A 23,103-nucleotide genomic window follows, 5' to 3' on the forward strand; every position below is an offset into this window, starting at 1 on the left:
TTCCCCTCAGACGCCAGCGGCAAGGCGCCGCCCCTCTTCCGGAAGCCAGGAACGGTAAAGCGGATGCTCGGCCGTGATCGGCATCGGCGTCGGCTGGCCGGTACGCTGCGAAGAATAGGCGGCGGTCACCAGTTCCAGCGAGTTACGTGCGTCCTGAAGCGTCACCGGCGGATCGCGGTCCTCGATGATCGCCTTGTGGAAGAGCTCGAACTGGCGCGTATAACCGTCTTCCGTCTCTTCATAATCCGCAAGCGCCGCGTCGATGCGGGCCTGATGTTCCTCCGTCCCGGCAATGAAGGTCCAGGGATCGCGGCCCATCGTGTAGGGTTCCAGAATGCTTTCGGCGACGAGATCACTGAAGCAGAAACGCAGCCTGGAGATTTCCTTGCGGGAACCAAGCGTCATGGAAAGCGTGGCGAGCGAGCCGTTCTTCATCTTCACCGACAGCGCGGCGGTATCTTCCACCTCGATCGGATTGACCAGCGTCGCACCATAGGAAAACACCTCGGCGCAGGGACCATGCACATAGTTCAGCATGTCATGGGCGTGGATCGCATGACCGAGCAAGCCACCACCGAGTTCCGTTGCCCATTTGCCGCGCCACGGCACGGCGTAATAATCCGGCCCGCGCCACCAATGCGTTTCGATGGTGGTGAGGAACGGCTTGCCGGCAAGACCGCGCTCGATCAGAAGCTTCAGCTTCTGCAGGCCGCTACCGTAGCGGTACTGGAAGATCGGCATCAGCTTGCGGCCGTTCGAACGCGCCAGAATGCGCGCCATCTCGTCCACCTCGGCGATAGAACCGAAGAGCGGTTTTTCGCAGATTACATGCTTGCCACTCTCGATCGCTTTCCGGCAAAGCTCGAAATGCGAATCCGGCGGCGTGGCGATATCGATGATATCGAGATCGTCGCGCGCAAAGAGCGAATCCGCATCCTGCGTGTATTCGGGGATATTATGCTCCTCGCAGAGCGGCTTGCCGCGATCTGCGTCGAGAGAACAGAGAACGGGAACCTCGAAGAGATCGCTGTTCCAACCGAAACCTGTCAGATGCCGTTCAGCAATGCCCGCACCGATGACGCCGACGCGCAATTTCCGTGTCATGATATTTTCCTCAGCGGCTACCGATACGAGTGGCTTTGGTCTGTGCTTCGATTGAAAGGCGGCAGACTTCGTAGACGTGGCCTTGCGTCATCGCAGTTTCGGTGCGGTCGCGTACATCGGCGGCGAAAGCATCGAAATAATCGAGCTTCTCACCACTGCAGTCGATATGCGTCATCTCCTTGCCGTTGACGAGGAAGAGGTGATCCTTGCCGGGGCGGCCGGCAATATCGATATATTTGCGCAGTTCGATATAACCCTCGGTCCCGAGGATGGTCAGGCGTCCGTCGCCCCAGGTCGGTAGCGCGTCGGGCGTGAACCAGTCGACGCGGACATAACCGCTCGCCTTGTCGGAGCGCAGCAGCACTTCGCCGAAATCCTCGAAGGCCGGCTTTTCAGGCATGCCGAAATTACCAACCGAGCTTGCCACCACCTCGCCCGTCGTCGAGCCGGTATAGAACAGGAACTGGTCGACCTGATGCGAGGCGATATCGACAATGATACCGCCAAAGGCTTCCGGATCGAAGAACCAGTCCGGCCGCGTCGGCAATTGCAGCCTGTGGGGGCCCATGCCGAGCGTCTGGATGACCTTGCCGATCGCGCCTTCCTTGACGAGCTTGCCGGCCTTCACGGCGGAGCGCACGCAATGGCGTTCGGAAAAGCAGATGGAGAAAATCTTGCCGGTCTCGGCAACGGTGCGCTTGACCTCTTCGAGCTGTGCGAAGGTCGTCACGCCCGGCTTGTCTGTCATGACATCCTTGCCGGCCTGCATGGCGCGGATCGCTAAGCCTGCCCGATCGCGAGGAATCGCGGCTATGCAGATCACGTTGATCGAGGGATCGGCAAAGATCTTTTCACGGTCGATCTGCGGTGCATCCGGATAGGTCTTTTCAAACATCTCGCGGAGTGCGGGCACTGATGTCTGCGGGCAATAACCGACGAATTCAGCACCGGCGGCTAACAATCCCTTCACATGATCGAACGTATGCCCATGGTCGATCCCGACGACGGCAAATCTCAACATCGCAATATTTCCTCCCGGGGGGATTTCTGAGTCCGGCGGTCGCCGATCCTCCTCCATGGGGCAAAACAGATAACGAAAGACCTGATCTGTCAAGGCAAGATCAGCGGCAAAAGAGTTTTGCCATCTCGTTAAATATATGAAATAGAAAGGTTATTTTGTATCTAAATAGTTATAAGTTATGATGAAATACTGATTTGGCGTTCTCGCGTGACCATACCCCCGATACAACGCGAACCGCTTTTCTCGCAGCGAGACTTGCTCTGTTGCAACGAATATGCTCGATTTTCATCGCCGTCGGGTTGGAGGACGGCACCCATCAATTTTTTCGCAGGAGCGCTCCCCGCTCCGCCCGTGACGGAAGATCGCCATGTCCCATTTCCCCCTCGATGCTGCCGTCTCAGGCGGTCTCTTTGTCGGCCGCGCCTGGAATCCGGAGGTTGCCGGGCCGAGCATCGTGACGCTGCGTGACGGCGCCCTCGTCGACATTACCTCTTCCGAAGCGCCAACGCTGAGCGCGCTGTTGGAGCGATCAGATGCGGCAGAATTCGTCCGCACTGCCGCCGGCAAAACGCTCGGTAGGTTGGAGGAAGTTGCGGCAAACTGCACAGGCAAGCCCGATGCGAGTAAAGCCTATCTGTTGGCGCCGGCGGACCTGCAGGCGATCAAGGCCTGCGGCGTAACCTTCGCCCAATCGATGATTGAACGCGTCATCGAGGAAAAGGCCGTCGGCAACCCGGATCGCGCCGCCTCCATCCGCGAGCGCGTCAGCACGCTGATTGGTGGAAGCCTGACCAATATCAAGGCCGGTTCGCCGGAGGCGGCCACGGTCAAGCAGGCGCTGATCGAAGAAGGCATCTGGTCGCAATATCTTGAGGTTGGCATCGGCCCGGACGCCGAGGTCTTCACCAAGTCGCCGGTTCTCTCATCGGTCGGCTGGGGGTCGGACGTCGGCCTTCATCCGATCTCGACCTGGAACAATCCCGAGCCGGAAATCGTTCTGGCGGTCAACAGCCGCGGCGAGATCAAGGGCGCGACACTTGGCAACGACGTGAACCTGCGGGATGTCGAAGGCCGCTCGGCGCTGCTGCTCGGCAAGGCGAAGGACAATAACGCTTCCTGCTCCATCGGCCCTTTCATCCGCCTCTTCGATGCGAGCTACAGCCTCGATAACGTACGCAAAGCCGAGCTGGACCTCAAGGTCACCGGCACGGACGGCTTTGTGCTGCACGGCAAGAGCTCCATGTCGCAGATCAGCCGCGATCCGACCGATCTCGTCAAGCAAACGGTTGGCGCTCACCACCAGTATCCGGATGGTTTCATGCTGTTCCTCGGCACGCTGTTTGCGCCGACACAGGATCGCGACGCAAAGAATCAGGGGTTTACCCACAAGATCGGCGACGTCGTGGAAATCTCGTCGGCGGGCCTTGGCGCGCTGGTCAACACGGTAAGGCTTTCGACTGAATGCCCGCCCTGGACCTTCGGCATTTCCTCGCTAATGGGCAACCTCGCAAAGCGCGGGCTGCTCTGAGCTACTGGTTTCGCCTGACACCCTGCAGGAGGTCGAGAACGGAATTCGCGGCTTCGAGCACGTTCGTCCCCGGACCGAACACCGCGGCAACGCCGTGTTCGTGAAGGAACTCGTAATCCTGCCGCGGAATCACGCCGCCGCAGACGACGATGATATCGCCTCCCCCTTGTTCCTTCAGCTTATCGATCAGCTGCGGCAATAGCGTCCTGTGCCCGGCCGCCAGCGACGAGACGCCGACGACATTGACCTTCTCGCCGAGCGCCATGCCGGCCGCCTCTTCGGGCGTCTGGAACAGCGGGCCGGCGAGGACGTCGAAGCCGACATCGCCGAAGGCAGAGGCGATGACCTTGGCGCCACGGTCATGTCCGTCCTGGCCGAGCTTGGCGACCATGATCTTCGGCTTGCGGCCCATTGTCTCTGTTACTTCCGCCATACGCACCTTGAGCACGTCAAGCTCCGGCTCGTCCCGGTAGGCCGCACCATAGATGCCGCGGATCACCTTGGGCGTCGCAAAATGATCGCCGAAGACCTCCCGCATCGCATCGGAGATTTCGCCGACGGTTGCCCGCGCCCTTGCCGCTTCGACGGCAGCGGCCAGCAGGTTGCCGTTGCCGCTGCGGGCAATCTCCAGAAGTGCCGCCAGCGTTTCCTTGACCTTCACGCCGTCGCGGCGGCGCTTGGTCTCCTCGATACGGCGGATCTGCGCGGCGCGTACCGCGCTGTTGTCGATCTCCAGGATATCGATCGGCTGTTCGGCCTCGAGCCGGTACTTGTTGACCCCGACAATGACCTCTTCGCCCTTGTCGACGGCGGCCTGACGGCGGGCGGCGGCTTCCTCAATCAGCCGCTTCGGCAGGCCCTCATTGACGGCTTTTGTCATACCGCCAAGCGCCTCGACCTCCTCAATCAGCGCCCAGGCTCTATCGGCCAGTTCCTTCGTCAGGCTCTCCACATAATAGGAGCCGGCAAGCGGATCGACGACCTTGGTGACACCGGTCTCATGCTGCAGGATAAGCTGGGTGTTGCGGGCGATGCGGGCGGAAAATTCCGTCGGCAGCGCAATCGCCTCGTCGAAGGAATTGGTGTGCAGCGACTGCGTGCCGCCGAGCACGGCCGACATGGCTTCAAAGGCGGTGCGGATGATGTTGTTATAGGGATCCTGCTCCTGCAGCGAGACGCCCGAGGTCTGGCAATGGGTGCGCAGCATCAGGGAGGCTGCCTTCTTCGGCTCGAACTCCTCCATGATGCGGGTCCAGAGCTGCCGAGCCGCGCGAAGCTTGGCCGCCTCCATGAAGAAATTCATGCCGATCGCAAAAAAGAAGGAGAGCCGACCGGCGAAGTCATCGACATCAAGACCCTTGGCAATCGCCGCACGCACATATTCGCGTCCGTCGGCGAGCGTAAAGGCAAGCTCCTGCACCAGCGTCGCGCCCGCCTCCTGCATGTGATAGCCAGAGATCGAGATCGAATTGAATTTCGGCATCTCCTTCGCCGTATATTCGATGATATCGGCGACGATGCGCATCGAGGGTTCCGGCGGATAGATATAGGTGTTGCGGACCATGAACTCCTTGAGGATATCGTTCTGGATGGTTCCAGAGAGTTCCGCCTTCGCAACGCCCTGCTCCTCACCGGCGACGATGAAATTCGCCAGAATCGGTATGACCGCGCCATTCATGGTCATGGAAACGGACATGTCCTGCAGCGGAATGCCGTCGAAGAGGATCTTCATGTCCTCAACACTGTCGATCGCCACGCCCGCCTTGCCGACATCGCCGACGACGCGCGGATGATCGCTATCATAGCCGCGATGGGTGGCAAGGTCGAAGGCCACGGAGAGGCCCTTCTGGCCGGCGGCGAGATTGCGGCGGTAGAAGGCGTTGGACTCCTCGGCGGTCGAAAAGCCGGCATATTGCCGGATCGTCCAGGGCCGGCCGGCATACATGGTGGCGCGCGGACCGCGCGTGAAAGGCGCAAAGCCCGGCATGCTGTCTGCGTCGGCGCCATCGAGATCGGCGGCGGTGTAGAGCGGTTTGACGTCGATGCCCTCAGGCGTGTGCCAGGTCAGTGTATCAGGTGCTGCACGCAGCTCCTTTTCCGCCAGCGCCTCCCAATCCGACAGCGTCTTCTTCGTCATATCATCCTCCGCATCGTCTGCGCGCCACGCTACCATCATGCGGTGACGCGGCGCGATACAGCCTTAGGATAATTTGATCGGCAAGGCGATGATAGACGTTCAGCGATGCGCGGCCCAGGGCACGAAGCGCCGCTCGATCAGCCGCGCCAGGATCTCCAGCAGGAAGGCAATCGCGGCAATAACAATGATCCCACCGATGACAATATCGGTCACAAGAAACTGCGCGGCAGACTGGATCATGAAGCCGAGGCCCTGGCTTGCCGCAACGAGCTCGGCCGCGACCACCGTCGACCAGCCAGCGCCCAGCGCAATGCGCGTACCCGTCAGGATGGACGGAATGGCGCCCGGAAGAATGACATGCAGCAGCACCTGCAGCCGGCTCGCCCCGAAGGAGCGGGCAGCGTTGACGAAATCGCCGGGAGCGGATTTGACGCCTGCTGCCGTCGACAGGATGATCGGCGGCAGCATGGCAAGCGAGATGACGGTAACCTTCGAGGCCTCGCCGATGCCGACCCAGATGATGATCAGCGGCAGATAGGCAAGCGGCGGCAGGGGTCGCAGGAATTCGACGATCGGATCAAGGATGCCCTTGCAGATGCGGCTGGTGGCGATCGCAAGACCTGCCGGCACACCGATGATGAGCGAAACGGCGAGCGCTGCAAAGATGCGCAGCAGGCTTGCGAGCGTATGTTCGGCAAGCGTGGAATCGACGAAACCGTTGATCGCGACATTGGCGAGCGATTTCGCCACGACAAGCGGCGACGGCAGGAAGACCGGCGAGACTGCGCCATAGGCCGAAGCAAGGCTCCAGCCGGCGATAATGACGACGATGGTTGCAAGCGAGATCGGCAGCGTACCACGGCGTTTCGGCCGCGCCTCTACCGGCTGATCCGACACTGCGGCTGTGAGTGTTTCCGCCTCGACGCTCATGCAGCAATCTCCTCTTCATCCGCGTGGATGAGTGCGGTCAGTTCGTCATGCAGATTTTTAAACGCGGTGAGCGACTTGATCTCCTTGACGCTTCTGCCGTCGAGCAACGCCTTGCCAAACTCGGTCCTGATGTCGGCGACGATGCGGCCGGGATTGGGCGCCAGCACGATGACGCGTGTCGCAAGCAACAGGGCCTCGTCAATGCTGTGGGTGATCAGCAGGGCACCGGTTTTGCTTTCCGCCCAGACATCCAGCAGGAATTTCTGCATGCGGCTGCGTGTCAGCGCGTCGAGCGCACCGAGCGGTTCATCAAGCAACAGGAAGCGAGGGCCGGAGGCGAGCGCGCGGGCGATGCCGACGCGCTGGCGCATGCCGCCTGAGAGTTCCCAGATATTCTTGTGACCGGCGCCATCAAGGCCGACCTTCACCAGCAGTTCTTCCGCGCGGCGCTGCCTATCGCCCTTCGGGATGCCCTGAAGCTTCAATGGAAAGGCCACATTGCCGGCGGCGGTCAGCCAGGGATAGAGCGCGTCGTCCTGAAACACCACGGCCCGGTCTACGCCCGGCCCGTCGATCTCTTTGCCGTCGACCAACACGCGCCCCTCGCTCGGCTCAGTGAAGCCTGCAGCAATATTGAGAAGGCTGGTCTTGCCGGAACCCGAACGGCCGATGACCACCACGAACTCATCGGAGGCAATATGCAGGTTGATGCCATCGAGCACACGTCTCTTCCGACGACTGCCTGCCTCGGCATAATCGAGCGATAGGGACTGCAGTGAAAGTATGCTCATGGGCATCACCTGTTTTAAGAAAAACCGGCGCAGCCGAAGCCGCGCCGGGACCCTTGGGAGGATCAAAGACCTGCTTTGGCTGCTTCCTTGACCCAGTGGTCGGAAACATAGGGGCTGTAGTCCTTCAGAACGCCAGGAATCTTGCCCTGCTCCAGAAGGAAGGCCGAGGTTTCGGCAACAGCCTTCGTCGTACCGCCACCGAGGAGATCTGCGCTCGCCTGTTCCTTCAGGCTCGGGAAAGTGTAGCCCTTGAGAAGAGTCGGCACTTCATCGGTCTTGGCGCCGGTGAGCTTGGCAATCTTCTCAGCTTCTGGTGATTTCGCATTCCAGCTATCCGGATTGGCGAGATAAGAAGCGTAAGCCGCACCCGTGACCTTCACGAAGCCGGTGACAACGTCAGGATGGGCCTCGGCAAATTTCTTGCTGACGATCCAGGCATCGAAAGTCGGGCCGCCCCACTTGGCGACATCGGCCGAAGTGGCAAGCACGCTGCCGCTCTTCTTGAGCTGCGCCAGGACCGGATCCCAGACATAGGCGCCGTCGATGTCACCGCGTTCCCAGGCGGCGGCGATTTCCGGCGGACGCAGGTTGAGGATCTGCACCGACTTCGGATCGACTTTCCAGTGCTTCAGCGCCGTCAGCAGACTGTAGTGCGCTGTCGAGACGAAGGGGGTGGCGATCTTCTTGCCCTTGAGGTCCTCGGGCTTGGTGATGTTCTTGACAGCGAGCGCTTCGGCGTCGCTGATGAGACCGACCACGTAGATCGTCTCGATCGGCAATTCGCGGCTGGCTGCGGCCGCAAGCGGCGACGAGCCGACATAGCCGATGTCGATGGAGCCGGAGGCGATGGCAGCGATGACATCAGCGCCGCCATCGAATTTCTGCCAGTTGATCTTCGCCCCGGTCACCTTCTCATAGGTGCCATCGGCCTGCGGGACGCGCGAAGGCTCGACGATTGGCTGATAGCCGATATTGAGCGTGACGTCGGCGGCATCGGCTGCATAGGTGGTCAAGGCCATGACAGCGGCAGCGGCCGTGCCCAGAAGGTTGCGTCGGTTGATTTTCATATCCCTCTCCCGCAATGTTCAAAATCATTCCGCCCCGGGAATGTGAATAGATCATTGTAAAATTCATAGATTTTATAGAGATAGAAAATTCCTGTAATCGGGCATGAGAGATAATTTGCTTCTAAATAATGAGAGAGAAACGGTGGTTTCCCGATCCGCCCGGTAATTCCACCAAATAACCGACTGACATCTCAGGACAGTATTGATGAAGAAAATGCAGATCTACGCCTTCGACATGAACTGCGTCGGACACATAAATCACGGCATGTGGGCGCATCCCCGGGATCGTTCGGTCAACTATACCGATCTCGATTACTGGGCGGATTTTGCGCGCACGGCCGAACGCGGCAAGCTCGACGGCATTTTTCTGGCCGATATTGTCGGCGTCTACGATGTCTACAAGAACAGTCCCGCCCCGGTCATCGAAACGGGTGCGCAGATCCCGGTCAACGACCCGCTGATGCCGATTTCGGCGATGGCCTATGTCACGAAGCATCTTGGCTTCGGCGTGACCGTCAATACGACCTATGAGCCTCCCTTCCTTCTCGCGCGGCGCATGTCGACGCTAGACCATCTGACGAAGGGCCGCATCGGCTGGAATATCGTCACCGGCTATCTCGACAGCGCTGCCCGCAGCATGGGATTCGACAAGCTGCCGGAGCATGATGCGCGCTATGACGCCGCCGAGGAATATCTCGAAATCCTCTACAAGCTCTGGGAGGGAAGCTGGGACGACGGCGCGGTGCTGCGCGACAGGGAACGCGGCATCTTCACCGATGCGTCGAAGGTCCGCGCCGTCAGCCATCAGGGCCAATATTATAAGATGGAGGGAATCCACTTGGCGGAGCCCTCCCCGCAGCGCACGCCGCTTCTCTTCCAGGCCGGCGCTTCGGCGCGCGGACAGGATTTCGCCGCCCGTCATGCCGAATGCGTCTTCATCGCCGGACCGACGCCGCAATCGGCGCGCCCGACGGTCGATGCCCTGCGCTCCAAGACACAAGCGAATGGTCGCGGCGCGGATGCAATCAAGATCCTGAGCCTCATAACCGTCGTCGTCGGAAAGACCGAAGCCCAAGCGCAGGAAAAGCTTGAGGACTATCGCCGGCATGCAAGCGTCGAGGCCTCGCTGGCGCATTACTCCGCCTCGGTCGGAGTCGATTTTTCGAAATACGGCCTTGATGAAGTGATCGACCAGAGCTCGACCAATGCCAATCAGTCGGCCCTAGCGGCGATCACCAAGCAGGCGGCAAAGCCGGTGACGAAGCGACAGATCATCGACCAGATGGTGCTCGGCAGCCGCATGAAGCCGATCGTCGGCTCGCCAGAGCAGATTGCCAACGTCCTGCAACGCTGGATCGAGGAGGGCGACATCGATGGTTTCAATCTGGCGCGCACGGTGGCGCCGGAAAGCCTCAATGATTTCGTCGATCTCGTCGTGCCGGTCCTGCAGGAGCGCGGCCTCTTCAAGGCTGATTATGCGGAAGGACCGCTGCGGCGGAAGCTGTTCGGCGGAAATGGCCGACTGTCTGCCAGCCATCCCGCCGCTCGCTTCAGGCGCTAGATCTCAGCGGTGATCCAGACGGGCGACCAGCCGGTCGCCCAGCCACTGGATGCCGCAGACGAGTACGATGAGCACGGCGACGACTGCGATCATCACATTGGTCTCGAAACGCTGGTAGCCATAGCGAATGGCGAGGTCGCCGAGACCGCCGGCACCGATAGCGCCGGCCATGGCCGATGCACCGATCAGCGTCACCAGCGTGACGGTAAAGCCGGCGACGATGCCCGGCAGGGCTTCGGGAACGAGAACCTCGCGGATGATCGTCCAGCGATTGCCGCCCATGGCGCGCACGGCGTCGATCAGCCCACGATCCACCTCCCGTAACGAGACCTCGGCGATACGGGCATAATAGGGTGTCGCGGCAATAGCGAGCGGAACGATAGCCGCCCAGGTGCCGATCGCCGTGCCGACGATCAGGCGCGTCAGCGGGATCAGCGCCACCAGAAGGATAATGAAGGGTACCGAACGGAAGCCGTTGATAACCCCGCCGAGAATGCGGTTGATCGCGAGGTTTTCGGCAATGCCGCCGCGGTTGGTCAGCACCAGCGCCAGTCCGAGCGGCAGGCCTGCAACCAGCGAAATCAATCCGGATGTCGCCGTCATCAGCACCGTCTCCCAGAGGGAGCGCAGCAACAGATTAATCATGATCGGTGTCATAACCAAGCACCTCCACCCGGGCGGACCGGGCCTTCAGAAATTGTTCGACCTTTTCTGCAAGCGCGGGATCGCGCGCAGGAACGGCAATGAAGAACCGCGCCACCGGCTGGTTCTGGATATGATCGATGCCACCGTGAACGAGGCGGAAGGAGTGCGGCAGCGCTGACGAAAGATCGGCAAAGAGAGCACCTTGCGCTTCCGGCCCGGCGAGATCGACGCTCAGGATCACTTCCGTGCCGCCGGAATGCGACAGCCGCGCGGCGATATGTTCGGGAAGCTGCGGGCGGATACCGCCGAGCAGGCTTTTGGTGATCGCTGCCTGCGGATCTGCGAAGATCGACCAGACCTGTCCCTCCTCCACGATGCGGCCCGCATCGATGACGGCAACGCGATCGGCAATGCCGCGAACGACTTCCATTTCATGGGTGATCAGCAGAATCGTAAGTCCAAGCTTACGATTGATGTCCTTCAGCAGAGCCAGGATGGATCGCGTCGTCTCCGGGTCGAGCGCGGAGGTCGCCTCGTCGGACAGCAACAGAGCGGGGCGAGCGGCAAGTGCGCGGGCGATGCCGACGCGCTGCTTCTGGCCGCCTGAGAGCGAAGATGGATAAGCCGTAGCCTTGTCGGATAAGCCGACCAGTTCCAGAAGCTCCTGCGCCCGCTTCAGCCGTTCGGCCTTGCCGACGCCTTCGATCTTCAGCGGCAAGGCGACATTATCCTCGACGGTCTTGGCCGACAGAAGATTGAAATGCTGGAAGATCATGCCGATGCGACGGCGCAATGGCTGCAGCTCCTGCTCGGCGAGACCTGCAATGTTGCGGCCCTCGATGACGATCTCGCCACTGTCGGCGCGCTCGAGACCGTTGAGACAACGGATCAGCGTCGACTTGCCGGCGCCGCTGCGGCCGATGATGCCGAGAATTTCACCCTTCTTCACGGTCAGCGAAACACCGTCGAGTGCGGCTGTCGCGCCGAACTTGCGCTTGACATCTCTCAGACGCACGACCTCTTCGGCGTCGATGCGAGGCGTCTCTATCCCTGAGGCTGAGACAATTGAATTCATGATCATTCCTTCACAAACGCTGAAGGCGGCCCCGGCAAAGACCCGGGCCGCCTCAGTTATTGACGCCCTAGAGAGGGCGGCGAAATCAATAGGCGCTGAGCCCAGTACCCTTATACACCTTATCGAATTCGGCCTTGACCGTCTCGTTCTGATAGGAGGAGACGAGAGTCTTCACCCAATCGGCATCCTTGTTGTCTTCCTTCACGGCGATGAAGTTGCGGTAAGGATTGTCGGCGATCGGCTCCTGGGCGACACGCTCTGCCGGGGACAGACCGCTCTTCAGCGCCCAATCGGTGTTGACGACGCCGGCGTCGAGGTCGTCGATCGAACGGCCGACGATGCCGGCATCGAGTTCGCGGATCTCGATATTCTTCGGGTTTTCAGAGACGTCGACGATCGTGGCGAGAATGCCCGTTCCATCCTTCAGCTTGATCAAGCCTTCGTTCTGCAGAACACGCAGAGCACGGCCTTCGTTAGACGGATCATTCGGCACGCCGATCACGGCGCCCTCGGGCAGTTCGGCAACCGACTTGTGCTTCTTGCTGTAGAGGCCGATCGGCCAGACACCGGTATAGCCGACGGAAACGATGTGATAGCCGTGCTGCTTCACCTGGTTGTCCAGATAGGGCTGGTGCTGGAAGGCATTGGCGTCGATTTCGCCCCGCTCCAGCGCCTCGTTCGGCTGGGTGTAGTCGTTGAAGGTGATCGTCTCGATCTTGAGGCCCTTCTTGGCAGCCTCAGCGGTGACGACGCGCCAGACATCCTCATCCTCGCCGCTCATGATGCCGACCTTGATCGACTTGTCTGCAGCAAAGGAAGGAACCGGCCCAGCAAAGGCAATAAGTGCCGCCGCGGAGGCTGCAATAGCGAGGGCCGCGCGGCGCGAAAGCGAAATGGCGCTGATGTTTTTGTTCTTGGTCATTTTTTATCCCGTCTGACTAAATGAGGCCGAGCCCCGAGCAGGCGGATAATTGCAAATGCGCTTGCTGTGAGCGAAGCACGAACGTCCGATGTCCTGTCATCGCCGGGAAAACTCTTGCCGCGTCTTGGATAGTGGCAGGATAAATTTCTACCAAATTGATGGATTAATGTCAGGCTAAAATATGCTTGAATGAAAACGGCGCCTCGGAAGGCGCCGCCGAAAATCAATCCTGAAGCCCGTTTATTCGGCCGCGATCAGCCTTGAGGTTCGCCCCGGAAAGAAGGCTGCAAGTTCGCCTATCACCTCCCCGATGCGCTTGGACAACGGCTCGGAAGACACCTGATAGTCGGTGAAATCGCGGTCCGAGGCATACACGGCGGTCGGCAGCGTGTGAGCCATGAAGAAACCAAAGAGCGGGCGCAGTTGATGCTCGACCATCAGCGCATGACGGTCGCCGCCGCCGGTCGCGGTGATGACGATCGGCTTGGCGCGCAACTCATGCGGGTCGATAAGATCGATCAGATGCTTGAAGAGGCCCGGATAGCTGCCCTTGAAGGTCGGCGCGCCAATGACGAGGACGTCCGCATTGGCGATGTCGGCGATGATTTCCCGGGCGCGATTGTCGAGATCGTCGCGGCGCAACGCCTGGCCGAGCGAGGGACCGACATCCGTCAGGTCGTAGATCGTGTTGTCGAAGCCATATTTTTCGGCGGCGAGGCCGGCGATATTCTCGACCAGCGCAAAGGTCTTCGAGGGACGATTGAAGCTGCCGGCAAGACCGACCAGTTTGGGTGCAGACATATCATTTCCTTCCACTATCGCGCCGTCGATGGCTGCATCATGAGACGGATATTATCCATCAAAATAGTAGATTAAAGGAATGTCGATCCGTCTTGGTCAAAAGCCGGGGAAAATATGTTCGCTCAAACTGGACGCCGCTGATTGCGCTTACCTCGAAATAAAAGGCAGCGGAACGCTTTCCGCTGCCTTTTCTCTTTGCAGACGAGAGAGCCTATGCCGGGCGATGCTTGGGGATACGCGGCAGGAAGATGGTGAGCAGACCGAGTAGCGGCAGGTAAGAGCAGATGCGGTAGACAAACGCGATGCCGTGCGAGTCGGCAAAACCGCCGAGGAAGGCCGCACCGAGACCGCCCGCACCGAATGCGAAACCGAAGAAGACGCCGGCGATCAGGCCGACGCGACCCGGTACCAGCTCCTGCGCAAAGACGACGATGGCCGAGAAGGCCGACGCGAAGATCAGGCCGATGACGACGCTGAGCACGCACGTCCAGAACAGGTTCGCATAGGGCAGCAGCAGCGCGAAGGGGATGACGCCGAGGATCGAGAACCAGATGACGAAGCGTGCGCCGAAACGATCGCCGATCGGCCCTCCGAGGAAGGTGCCTGCGGCAACCGAACCCAGGAAGAGGAAGAGCATGAGCTGCGCCTGCTGCACACCAAGCTGAAAGCGGTCGATGACGTAGAAGGTGAAATAGCTCGAGACACTCGCCATGTAGACGTTCTTCGTCGCCGTCAGCAGCACGAGAATGAGCAGCGCCCAGACGACCTTGTTCTGCGGCAGCGGCAGCGTACGGCTCGGTGCCGCCTTGCTGGCGTTTTGGCGGCGGTGGCTCATATACCAGTTGCCGACCCAGCTCAGGACAACCATGCCGACCATGGCGATACCGGAAAGCCAGGACACGCTGTGCTGGCCGTTCGGCAGCACGATGAAGGCGGCCAGCAGGGGGCCGATCGCCTGACCGGCATTGCCGCCAACCTGGAAAAACGATTGTGCAAAGCCATGGCGACCGCCGGAGGCAAGGCGCGCCACGCGCGAGGATTCCGGATGGAAGACCGCCGAGCCGAAGCCAATCAGGCTTGCGGCAACCAGCAGCAGCTCGAAACTGCCGGCATTGCCAAGCAGGATCAGGCCGCAGAACGTGCTCGCCATGCCGACCGGCAGCGAATAGGGCATCGGCCAGCGATCGGTGACGATGCCGACGAGCGGCTGGAGAAGCGAAGCCGTGACCTGAAAGGTCATGGTCAAAAGACCAATCTGCACGAAATCGAGGTTATAATTGGCCTTGAAGAGCGGATAGAGCGAGGCAAGCAGCGACTGCATGATGTCGTTGAGCATGTGGCAGAAGCTGACTGCCACCAGAATGGACATTGCGGTCTTTTCAAAGCGGGGGGCGCTCTCGGCAACGGATGCCATGGGTCTTCCTCTTGCGCGGCCGGAACGATGCCGGGCGGTCGTCGGGGTTCGTGCGGACTGTTGTTGGGGCGATCGGGGCGTCGGAAGTGAGTTGTCAGCGGCGGTCGCTGAAAAAGCATTTATCGTATGAAGAGAGACGATTACAGCCCAGTTTTGTGCGGATCGGTACGGAGTTCTAAGATTTTCACTGCTGATCCTGCAATTCGGCCACCTCGCGTGCCGATCCGGCACAGGTGATCGGTCCGGGGGTTGGAGCCGGCAGATAATCAGGAGGGCGTTTTTACCGTCAGTCGCATTCGGCGCCAAGAGCAGACCAGGTGATGCTGGTCTTGAAGAACCTGCGATAGCAGGTTGCCGCTCGCCGTTTCATTTCGGTATCGCCACGACAACGCTGAGACCGACCGGATTACGCTGCCGCAGCTCCAATGTGCCTTGATGGGAGTGAACGATGTCTGCAACGATCGACAGACCGAGACCGAAACCGCCTCCAGCGCGAGACTGGTCCGACTTGAAGAAAGGCTCAAGGACCCGCTCTCGAAGCTCCTGCGGAATGCCTGGACCGTCATCCTCGACAATGATCAGCACGGTATCCGGCCGCTCAGCCATCGTCACCTCGACCTTGCCGGCAAATTTAACGGCGTTGTCGCAAAGATTGGTGACCGCGCGCGTGATGGAAAGCGGCCGGCATCTGGCAAGAAGCCGATTCGGCCCGGCGTATTGGACGGCGTGGCCGATATCTGCAAACTCACTGCAGACCGTCTGCAGGATGCTTGCGACGTCGACGAGTTCGATGGTTTCGGTTGCATAGTCGTTTCGAAGATAATTCAGGCTCTCGACGAGCAAGCTCTGGATCCGATCGACGTCGGAGAGTAGGGCGTCCTTCTGACCGCTCTCCCCCATCCGCTCCACACGCAGCTTCAGCCGCGTCAGCGGCGTACGCAGATCATGGCCGATGCCGCGCAGCATGCGGGTGCGGGCTTCGATCATCAGACGGATGCGCCGGCGCATGCCGTTCAATGCCCGGGCTAATGCAACAATCTCCACCGTTCCCTTCTCCTCGAAAACAGGAGAACCGGTGGTGATATCGGAAACCGCTGCCGCATGGGCAATGCGCTGTATGGGTTCGGTGATCGCCCTGATCGCGAATATGAAGAAAAAGCCGATCAATACGAAAAAGGCGACGAAGTAATAGGGGCCGCGTCCCAGGAACGCGCTGCTCAGCATGGAATCCGGGAAACCCGAGGTAATGACGATCGTGCCGTCGTCGACACGGGCGGCAATCACCCGCCGGTCATCGAGGAAGGTCTGCCAGCCGCCGATTGGCGGTTCGTTGTCTGGCGGAAACAGCCGGGCGGCGACGACGTCCAGCAAGCTCTGATGGCTCGAAGACTGTGCAAAGCGGCTCGCGGTCGCCGTCGGCGTGAGTTCGATGTGCCAGCCGGCGCGACGTGCGTTGGCGAGGATGATCTGCCGGTCTTCGGGCGAAGCGGACCCGAGAAGCTCGGCGATGGCGTTCAGCTTTTCGGCGATGTTTTCGAGATCCGGGGCGGCAAGATCTTCCCTCGCCCAGCGCTCCACCGCATCGCCCATAGTGATGATCGTCACCAGCGCCACCAGAATGATGATGGTGATCTGGCCGCGGATCGTCATCGTCACGCGACGCAGGCGTCTAAACATCGGCCTCTTCCACTTGGGCGGTAAAGACGTAACCGCCGAGCCGGACCGTCTTGATGAGGAGCGGATCGCGGGGGTCCATCTCGATCTTCTGCCTGAGCCGGCTGATATGCACGTCGATGCTGCGCTCGATCGGACCGGCAAGCCCGGCATGCGTGACCGCAAGCAGCTGCTCGCGGGTCAGAACCCGGCCGGCGTTGCGGCAAAAGGCCAGAAGCAGGTCGAACTCGTGGGTCGTCATGGCAATCCTGGCCTGGGCCGGATCGTGGACTTGACGCCGGGCCGGATCGATCCGCCAGCCCTCGAAGCGCAAAAGTCTGTGCGCGGGCCTTGCCTCCCGCTGTGCTGACAAGCCCGACCGGCGCAGGAGGCCTTTGATCCGGGCCAGCAGCTCACGCAGAACGAAGGGTTTGGTGACGTAGTCGTCCGCGCCGATCTCCAGCCCGACGATCCTGTCGATGTCGGTGCTCAAGGATGTCAGCATCAGGATCGGGATGCCTCCGCCTGCGCGCAGGCGCCGGCAGAGACTGAGACCATCTTCGCCCGGCAGCATGACATCGAGGACAACGAGATCGAAGGGCATAGCCCGCATCTTCGCGTCCATCGTTGCGCCGTCGCCCGCGAGCTCCACATCCATACCCTGCTCGACAAGACTGTCCCTCAGCATTTCGGCGATCTGACGATCGTCTTCGACAATCAGTATCCTCGGCCGTTCGACAGCCGCTCGTGTGCGCTCATCAACCAATCACGCCACCTCCGTTCTTCCTCTCATCCTTATCATGGCAGGCGAGAGCGTCCCCGCCCGCGATTATGAAGAAATGTTTCTACGGCGCAGAACGGCCACTCAAGCAGAAACAACTCTTAACAACATCCAACACGCGGTGCCGCCCGCACATGGCACTGCTAAGGCGTGGCGCGCTTCCAGGTCGGTCTCGGGGGGATGCGCGCAAAGTCAACCTCGGAGCATTCATGTCTGCCTCTCTAAAACTGACCGCGGATCGGTCCCGGCTGCTTTCCATCGCCGTGGCGTCGCTATTTTTATCGCCCTTTGCCGTACAAGCCGCCGACTTCACAAATGAGGGGCAGGCCGCGCAGGAACCGCCACCGCCGGACCCGGAGCGTTTTGGCCCGGTTCGCCAGGCGTTGCACGATTGGCACGTCGTCGTCGGCGCCGGCGCTGTCTTCAAACCGAAATATGAGGGAAGCGACGAGTTTGAAGTCTCGCCCTTCCCCTTCGTATCGGCCGAACTCTTCGACCGGATCACCATCGATCCAACTGGCATCGGGATTAAAGCCTTCGAAAAGGACGCTTTCCGCTTCGACGTCAATGTCGGCTACGACTCGGGCCGTGATGAAGACGATGCGGACACGCTGCGCGGAATGGGCGACATCGATTTCGGCGCGACGGTCGGCGGCAAGGCCACTTACACGTTCGGGCCTGCGAATATCTTCGTCTCGGTCGACAAGACGATCGGCGGAAGCAAGGGCCTGCTCGCAACCGCCGGCGCGGCAATCTCGCAGCCCCTGTCGGAGCATCTCATCCTCGGCGCCGAAGCCTCCGCCACCTTTGCGGACGATAACTATATGGAAGCCTATTTCGGTGTCGACGCTGGCCAGTCGGCCCGCTCCGGTCATGCTCAGTACAAGGCCGGGGCTGGGATCAAGAGCGTCGATCTCTCCGCTTCCGCCACCTACCTGATTAACGAGAACTGGGTGGTCAGGGGCGAGCAAGGCGTGAGCTTCCTGGTCGGAGACGCTGCAGACAGCCCGATCGTCAAGGAAAAGGTCCAGTCGCAAACCATGCTGATGCTAGGTTACCGGTTCTGACCCCGGTCGGTCAAAGCATCATTGCGAGCTGTCCAAAACCCATGGGGTCGCCGACGCGGCGGCCCTAAACGTCCGGCAATTAAACGAAAATCGCCCAGGGAATGAATTGATGACCTCCTTCACGCCGCTCTCTCGCACGCCCTGCCTGTCGCAGGGCGACCGGCCGTCCCAAAACCCCAGAACGGGTGTCCTGCTATCGATCGTCCTGCTGTCTGCGACCGCCGGGCTCCCGATCCACGGTCTCGCCGCTGACATGGAGGGGCCGAAAGTGTCGGTTATCGCTGCGAGAGCCCAGGTTCTCGAACAGAGCGTTTCCGTCGTCGGCACGGTCGTCGCGCGGGAAACGACGCTGGTCAACACCGATCTCTCCGGAGCCCGGATAGTCTCGATCGCCGCCGAAGAAGGCGATCTCGTCAGCCGCGGACAGGTGCTTGCGACATTGGATACGTCGAGGATCGATGTCGAGCTTATGCAAAACGACGCGCAGGCGGCGAGCGCAGCAGCTCAACTCGGGCAGGCCTCAAGCGCACTCGACAATGCCTTGATTTCGCAGGAGGAGGCCGAGGCCGATCTTACGCGCGCGCAAAAGCTCGTTCCCAAGGGGTTGATGTCGCAAGAAGCACTCGAACAGCGACAAAAGGCGCTCGCGCGCGCAGAGGTGAGCGTGCGGGCCAGCAGGCAGGCCGTCCAATCGGGAGAAGCTGCCGTCAAGACCGTCGCTGCGGCGCGCAAGGATATTGAATTGCGACTGAGCTATGCGACGATTGTGGCGCCGGTGGCAGGCCGGATCATCAACCGGTCCGCCAAGGTCGGCGCGACCGCCTCCTCATCCAGCGAGCAGCTCTTCATCATCGCCAATGACGACCAGTTCGAACTGGAAGCAGAAATCCCACAGGCTCAGTTCGATGTCGTGCTCGTCGGCGCCGTCGTTCATGTTTTGCTCGGTGAGGATCATGACGGTTTGACAAGCGCCGTCCGCTTCGTCGCACCGGCGCTCGCCGACCGGACACGGCTCGGACGCGCACGGATCACTCTGCCCCGTGGATTGACGGCCCCAATTGGCGCCTTTGCCTCGGCGCGCATCGAGATCGGAAGCAGCAAAGGCATATTCCTGCCCGCCTCGGCGATTGCCAGCTCCGGTGAGGAACCATCGATCAAGATCCTTAAGGACAATCGCATCGAACGAAAGCTGGTTTCGCTCGGTTTTCGCCAGGCCGGTTTCGTTGAGATCCGCTCCGGCGTCGACGAAGGCGACCTGGTGGTGACGAAGTCGGGTGGCTTCATGGAGGCCGGCGACCAGGCGGTCCCGGTCATGGTGCAAGCCGATGCAAGCCCGGTCTCTGAAGGCAACTGAGGTCATCCGATGAACATCTCCGCATGGGCGATCCGCACCCCGCTGCCCGTCATCCTCCTGTTCGTCATCCTCACCGGCCTCGGGCTGAAGAGCTATGGAACGCTGCCGATCACCTATTTTCCGGCCATCAATGTGCCGACGGTCGGCGTGACCGTCGAAGAACCCGCGGCTGCACCCGATCAGATCGAAATCCAGATCACCAGGCTCGTCGAGGACAGCGTCGCGACCCTTTCCGATATCAAGCACATCAGTTCGACGATTTCCGAAGGTCGATCGGAGACCACGGTCGAGTTTGAAATCGGCGTGCCGGTCGACCGGGCCGTCTCCGACGTCAGGGACGCGGTCACGAAGATCCGCGATCGCCTGCCTGCCGCCATCGATGAACCGGTCATCAATAGGATCGAATCCGAAAACCAGCCTGTCGTCACCTATTCGGCCCATAACGGCTCGATGTCGGCGGAAGATCTGTCCTTTTTCATCAACGACGTCGTCGTGAGAAAGCTCCAGGGGTTGGCCGGATTTGGCCGCGTCGAGCTCGTCGGCACCGTCAACCGCGAAATCCATGTTCTCCTGAAGGCGGATAGGCTCGCCCCTCTCGCCCTGACGGCGGCCTCGGTCAGCGATCAGATCGCCGCAAGCCAGTTCAATCTGCCGTCTGGGCGGGGCAATGTCGACGCGCAGGACATGACGGTGGCAACAAAGGCAGCCGTTACAACCCTCGACGAACTCAGGGCCATTCGTCTTGCCTTGCCGCAGGGAAAGAGCGTCTCGGTCTCCGATGTCGCCACGGTTGCAGACACGAGGGAGAAACGACAGGATTTCGCGCGCCTCGACGGCGAGCCGGCGATCGGCTTTACGGTCTACAAGGCGACGGGTGCTGGAGACGTCGACGTTGCCGAAAAAGTTGCCACGGCTCTTGAGGAAATAGCCGGTTCGAGGCCCGGAACGCAGTTCAAAATCGTCGACGACAGCGTCACGCTGACACTCGCAAACTTCCTGTCTGCCCGCAGCACGCTGATCGAGGGGGCGATCCTTGCCGTGCTCGTCGTCTTCCTCTTCCTGCGCGACTGGCGCGCCACGCTCATTGCCGCCATCAGCCTGCCACTTTCGGCAATCCCGACCTTCTGGGTGATGGAACTGGCCGGCTTCTCGCTCAACATGCTGAGCCTGCTTGCAATCACGCTGGTGACGGGAATTCTCGTCGACGACTCCATCGTCGAGATCGAAAACATCGTCCGTCACAAGAGCCTCGGCAAAAGCGCCTATAAGGCTGCGATCGACGCGTCAGACGAGATCGGCCTCGCCGTCATTGCGATCTCGGCCGCCATCATTGCCGTCTTCGCCCCTGTCGGCATGATGCCCGGCGAAGTAGGCCAATATTTCCGCCAGTTTGGCCTGACGGTCGCGATTGCCGTCTTCTTCTCGCTCCTCGTCGCGCGCCTGGTAACCCCGCTGATCGCTGCTTATTTTCTGACCTCACCGAGCAAACCGCACGCGGAAGGGCGGCTGGTTGTGCGCTATCGCGCGCTCGTCGGCGTGGCGATCAGATGGCGATGGATCACAGCCGGACTGGCGGCCGGGCTCTTTGCCCTGACGATCCTGCTTGCCGGTTTCCTGCCGACCGCGTTTCTGCCGGCGCAAGATACCGGCCGGATCACGGTGTCGATCGAGCTGCCGCCAGGCTCGACGCTTGCCGACAATGAGGAGGTAAGCGATCTGGTTACCCGTCGTCTCAGGGGGATCGAGGATATCAAGACCGTGTTCGTGCGCGCCGGATCAGGGTCCGACGGCGTACGCGATATCCGCAAGTCGACCATCGTGATGTCCCTTGCAGATCGTAGCCAGCGTAAGCTTCCGCTCGAGCAAATCCAGGAAAAGGCCGAGGTTCTGTTGAAAGCCATTCCCGACCTTCGCTTCGAATTCATCAACGACCGCGGCGGCCGGGATGTGTCGTTCGCAATCCTGAGCGTCAATGGCGAGCAGGCGTCGAGGGCCGCCCGCGCAATGCTGGGCGAAATGCGCTCCAACACGATGTTCGTCAATCCGGCTTCTTCGGAAGCGACGCGCCAGCCAGAACTTGGGGTGGTCGTGTCGCCGGAGCGCGCCGCCGATCTTGGCGTCAGTGCGAGAGAGATCGCGACAGCAATCAGGGTCGCGACCTTGGGAGATTCTGATTCGAGGCTGCCATCATTCAAGGACAACGGCAGATTGATCCCGATCCGCACGCTCGTCGAGGATGCCGGGATAGACCGTTCGGAGAAGCTGCGACAGTTACGGGTCATGACGTCATCGGGAACCCTCGTGCCGCTTGAGGCAGTCGCACGCCTGGAGGAAAGTGAAAGCGCTTCCGTCATCCATCGCATGGAACGCCAGCGTCGGGTTGAAATCGGCGCCGACCTTGCGCCAGGTATCACGCAGGGCGAGGGCATCGCAGCGCTCAGGGACCTGCCCTCCGTCAGGGCGCTGCCGGCGGAGGTCGAAATGCGGGCAACCGGCGATTCCGATTCCAAGGACAGCGTTTTTACGAGTTTTGCTTTCGCCATGATCGCGGGCTTGAGCCTTGTGGTGGTCGTGCTCATCTTGCTCTTCGGCAGCCCGCTCACACCGCTGACGATCGTCACCCCTCTTCCGCTTGCGCTTTCAGGCGTCGTTGCCTCCCTCATCGTCACCGGCTATCCCGTGTCGCTGCCGGTCGTCATCGGGATCCTCATGCTGATGGGCATCGTCGTGAAGAATTCGATCATGCTTGTCGATTTCGCAATCGAGCTCGAGCGTTCGGGCCTGTCACGCATCGAGGCGACCATCGAAGCCTGTGCCGAGCGGCTGCGCCCGATCATTATGACGACATTGGCGATGGTGGCCGGCATGGTGCCGGCGGCATTCGGCCACGAAATCGGTGGCGAGTTCAGAGCACCTATGGCGGTGGCGGTCATCGGCGGACTGATGGTTTCAACGGTTCTTTCGCTCGTCGTTGTTCCCGCAAGCCATGTCCTAATCGCCGATCTCGGCGATGCGATCAAACGCCTGGCACGGAAGATACCGGGTGGCGAAGCTGCCGCTGATAGCTCAGGCGGCGCCTTCATCGAAGGCCCCGACAGTTTGCGCGGGTAGTGCTGTTGGATGATCTGAAAGCTAGGATTCATGGGTGCCTCGGGATCGATGGCCAATAGCGGATGGCGTTGGACGCATCATCTACCCTCAAATTCCGAGCACCTCAGCCGACCGATATCGGGCTAGGCACGGATGCGGCGA

General features: G+C 60.7%; 18 protein-coding genes. 5 read left to right on the plus strand and 13 right to left on the minus strand.

The window, feature by feature from the left end; genetic code table 11:
• Positions 1-6 precede the first annotated feature (6 nt).
• On the minus strand, positions 7-1,104 hold the full coding sequence (locus AC1DNW_RS03685; RefSeq protein WP_113507178.1) for a Gfo/Idh/MocA family protein: 1,098 nt from the start codon (positions 1,102-1,104) through the stop codon (positions 7-9).
• A gap of 10 nt (positions 1,105-1,114) precedes the next feature.
• Complete coding sequence (locus tag AC1DNW_RS03690; RefSeq protein ID WP_477851929.1) at positions 1,115-2,125, minus strand: Gfo/Idh/MocA family protein; 1,011 nt, start codon at positions 2,123-2,125, stop codon at positions 1,115-1,117.
• A gap of 367 nt (positions 2,126-2,492) precedes the next feature.
• Here AC1DNW_RS03690 and AC1DNW_RS03695 point away from each other — a divergent pair, with 367 nt between their 5' ends.
• Complete coding sequence (locus tag AC1DNW_RS03695; RefSeq protein WP_477851930.1) at positions 2,493-3,653, plus strand: fumarylacetoacetate hydrolase family protein; 1,161 nt, start codon at positions 2,493-2,495, stop codon at positions 3,651-3,653.
• Between the two features lies 1 nt (position 3,654).
• Here AC1DNW_RS03695 and scpA read toward each other — a convergent pair whose 3' ends face one another.
• The 4 genes from scpA to tauA all read right to left on the minus strand — a co-directional run bounded on the left by scpA (position 3,655) and on the right by tauA (position 8,578).
• A complete protein-coding gene (gene scpA / locus AC1DNW_RS03700) occupies positions 3,655-5,790 on the minus strand; it encodes a methylmalonyl-CoA mutase (RefSeq protein WP_477851931.1) in 2,136 nt (711 codons plus the stop codon).
• Positions 5,791-5,889: 99 nt separating this feature from the next.
• Positions 5,890-6,720 (minus strand): ABC transporter permease subunit, encoded by an 831-nt coding sequence (locus AC1DNW_RS03705; RefSeq protein ID WP_477851932.1) that lies wholly within the window; start codon positions 6,718-6,720, stop codon positions 5,890-5,892.
• Positions 6,717-7,511, minus strand: a complete 795-nt coding sequence (locus tag AC1DNW_RS03710; protein WP_477851933.1) for a taurine ABC transporter ATP-binding protein — start codon at positions 7,509-7,511, stop codon at positions 6,717-6,719. The genes AC1DNW_RS03705 and AC1DNW_RS03710 overlap by 4 nt, the downstream gene beginning before the upstream one ends.
• Before the next feature lie 62 nt (positions 7,512-7,573).
• Positions 7,574-8,578 carry a taurine ABC transporter substrate-binding protein gene (gene tauA / locus AC1DNW_RS03715; RefSeq protein WP_477851935.1) on the minus strand — a complete coding sequence of 335 codons (1,005 nt, stop codon included), beginning with the start codon at positions 8,576-8,578 and terminating at the stop codon, positions 7,574-7,576.
• A 205-nt stretch (positions 8,579-8,783) separates the two neighbouring features.
• Here tauA and AC1DNW_RS03720 point away from each other — a divergent pair, with 205 nt between their 5' ends.
• On the plus strand, positions 8,784-10,139 hold the full coding sequence (locus AC1DNW_RS03720) for an LLM class flavin-dependent oxidoreductase (RefSeq protein ID WP_477851936.1): 1,356 nt from the start codon (positions 8,784-8,786) through the stop codon (positions 10,137-10,139).
• Between the two features lie 3 nt (positions 10,140-10,142).
• Here AC1DNW_RS03720 and AC1DNW_RS03725 read toward each other — a convergent pair whose 3' ends face one another.
• From AC1DNW_RS03725 to AC1DNW_RS03755, 7 genes are all read right to left on the minus strand, one after another.
• On the minus strand, positions 10,143-10,796 hold the full coding sequence (locus AC1DNW_RS03725; protein WP_113300398.1) for a methionine ABC transporter permease: 654 nt from the start codon (positions 10,794-10,796) through the stop codon (positions 10,143-10,145).
• Complete coding sequence (locus AC1DNW_RS03730) at positions 10,777-11,859, minus strand: methionine ABC transporter ATP-binding protein (protein ID WP_477851937.1); 1,083 nt, start codon at positions 11,857-11,859, stop codon at positions 10,777-10,779. Before AC1DNW_RS03730 ends, AC1DNW_RS03725 begins: the two co-directional genes overlap by 20 nt.
• A gap of 85 nt (positions 11,860-11,944) precedes the next feature.
• Positions 11,945-12,781: a MetQ/NlpA family lipoprotein gene (locus AC1DNW_RS03735; protein WP_477851938.1), complete on the minus strand. Its 837-nt coding sequence runs from the start codon at positions 12,779-12,781 to the stop codon at positions 11,945-11,947.
• A 240-nt stretch (positions 12,782-13,021) separates the two neighbouring features.
• A complete protein-coding gene (gene msuE / locus AC1DNW_RS03740; RefSeq protein ID WP_113300400.1) occupies positions 13,022-13,582 on the minus strand; it encodes an FMN reductase in 561 nt (186 codons plus the stop codon).
• Positions 13,583-13,793: 211 nt separating this feature from the next.
• Complete coding sequence (locus AC1DNW_RS03745; protein ID WP_113310579.1) at positions 13,794-14,996, minus strand: MFS transporter; 1,203 nt, start codon at positions 14,994-14,996, stop codon at positions 13,794-13,796.
• A gap of 366 nt (positions 14,997-15,362) precedes the next feature.
• A complete protein-coding gene (locus AC1DNW_RS03750; RefSeq protein WP_477851939.1) occupies positions 15,363-16,673 on the minus strand; it encodes an ATP-binding protein in 1,311 nt (436 codons plus the stop codon).
• The gene (locus AC1DNW_RS03755) at positions 16,666-17,415 is read right to left on the minus strand and encodes a response regulator transcription factor (RefSeq protein WP_477851941.1); all 750 of its coding nucleotides are present in this window, start codon (positions 17,413-17,415) and stop codon (positions 16,666-16,668) included. The genes AC1DNW_RS03750 and AC1DNW_RS03755 overlap by 8 nt, the downstream gene beginning before the upstream one ends.
• A gap of 224 nt (positions 17,416-17,639) precedes the next feature.
• Between AC1DNW_RS03755 and AC1DNW_RS03760 the strand changes: the two genes are divergently transcribed.
• The 3 genes from AC1DNW_RS03760 (at position 17,640) to AC1DNW_RS03770 (ending at position 22,962) form a co-directional block, all read left to right on the plus strand.
• Entirely contained in the window at positions 17,640-18,497 is an 858-nt protein-coding gene (locus tag AC1DNW_RS03760) for a MipA/OmpV family protein (RefSeq protein ID WP_477851942.1), read from the plus strand.
• 109 nt (positions 18,498-18,606) lie between these two features.
• Positions 18,607-19,851: an efflux RND transporter periplasmic adaptor subunit gene (locus AC1DNW_RS03765; RefSeq protein WP_477851944.1), complete on the plus strand. Its 1,245-nt coding sequence runs from the start codon at positions 18,607-18,609 to the stop codon at positions 19,849-19,851.
• A 9-nt stretch (positions 19,852-19,860) separates the two neighbouring features.
• Positions 19,861-22,962 carry an efflux RND transporter permease subunit gene (locus tag AC1DNW_RS03770; protein ID WP_477851945.1) on the plus strand — a complete coding sequence of 1,034 codons (3,102 nt, stop codon included), beginning with the start codon at positions 19,861-19,863 and terminating at the stop codon, positions 22,960-22,962.
• The last annotated feature ends 141 nt before the right edge of the window (positions 22,963-23,103 follow it).

This window comes from Rhizobium sp. 05L429 (assembly GCF_056397645.1).